Raw genomic sequence first — 897 nt, forward strand, 5'->3', positions numbered from 1 at the left:
GATGATATAGATCTTATGAGCATCCGGATTGAGAACAGTCCTCCCGTCGACGACGACATACTCCGGACCCAACTCACGGTGATGCCACACCACATAATGATCGTTTTCCACATACTCCCATTCCGCGGTCGCGGCCATCGTCAACCGATGCGTTTCCTCCGCAGTAGGATCCCGCCCGAGGATATCGACGATCCTCGCCCGCCCCTCCTCGGTCAACCGCGTACCGCCACCGACCTGACCGGGCTCACGACCGAAATCGAACTCGCTCAACAACCCCGCCTTCCGAGCACCGGTCACGAAAGCATGCGCATCCTCGACTTCCTTGATCACCTCGACACTCGCCGGATCACCCGCACCCTCCGACAAAATGAAAGTAGTGTCGGAATGCACCAACGCCTCATCGATCTCATCGACACCATTACGCCGCGCAGGCGCCACATTGCCACGAAGCTCACCGAACCCCGCATCGTTCATCGTCCCGATATAGATAGTGGGCCGCCCACCGACCGGATCGGCATAAGGATTATCCGGATTCATACGCACAATATCGAACCCGTACTCACCCAAAATAGTTCGATACTCACCATATGCCTCATTGGCCAACACATCACGAGTCGTGATGATCTTCACCGCACCACCCTGAGCCGACTTCAACGCCGCCGCAGCCAGGAACACCAACGTCTTACCCTCACCCGCCTGCATATTCCCCACACCACCATCCCGGGCGACCAACACCGCCATCACCTGAGTCCACCGCAGAACCCGATGCTTGGGATCACCCCGACGAATGACCTCCACCATCGCCGCCGCCGCCTCACGACCATCACCATGCCGGACCATCCACTCCAAACCCTCCGGCGACACCAAACTCCAATCCATCGCCGCATGACGCTCGAG

1 protein-coding gene is annotated in these 897 nt (G+C 58.6%); it reads right to left on the reverse strand.

The window, feature by feature from the left end; genetic code table 11:
- On the reverse strand, positions 1–879 hold an 879-nt coding region (locus IEY68_RS35860), incomplete at its 3' end, for a hypothetical protein (RefSeq protein WP_189094735.1).
- Between the last annotated feature and the right edge of the window lie 18 nt (positions 880–897).

Origin of the sequence: Nocardia jinanensis, from assembly GCF_014645735.1 — a bacterium.
Classification (GTDB): Bacteria; Actinomycetota; Actinomycetes; order Mycobacteriales; family Mycobacteriaceae; genus Nocardia; species Nocardia jinanensis.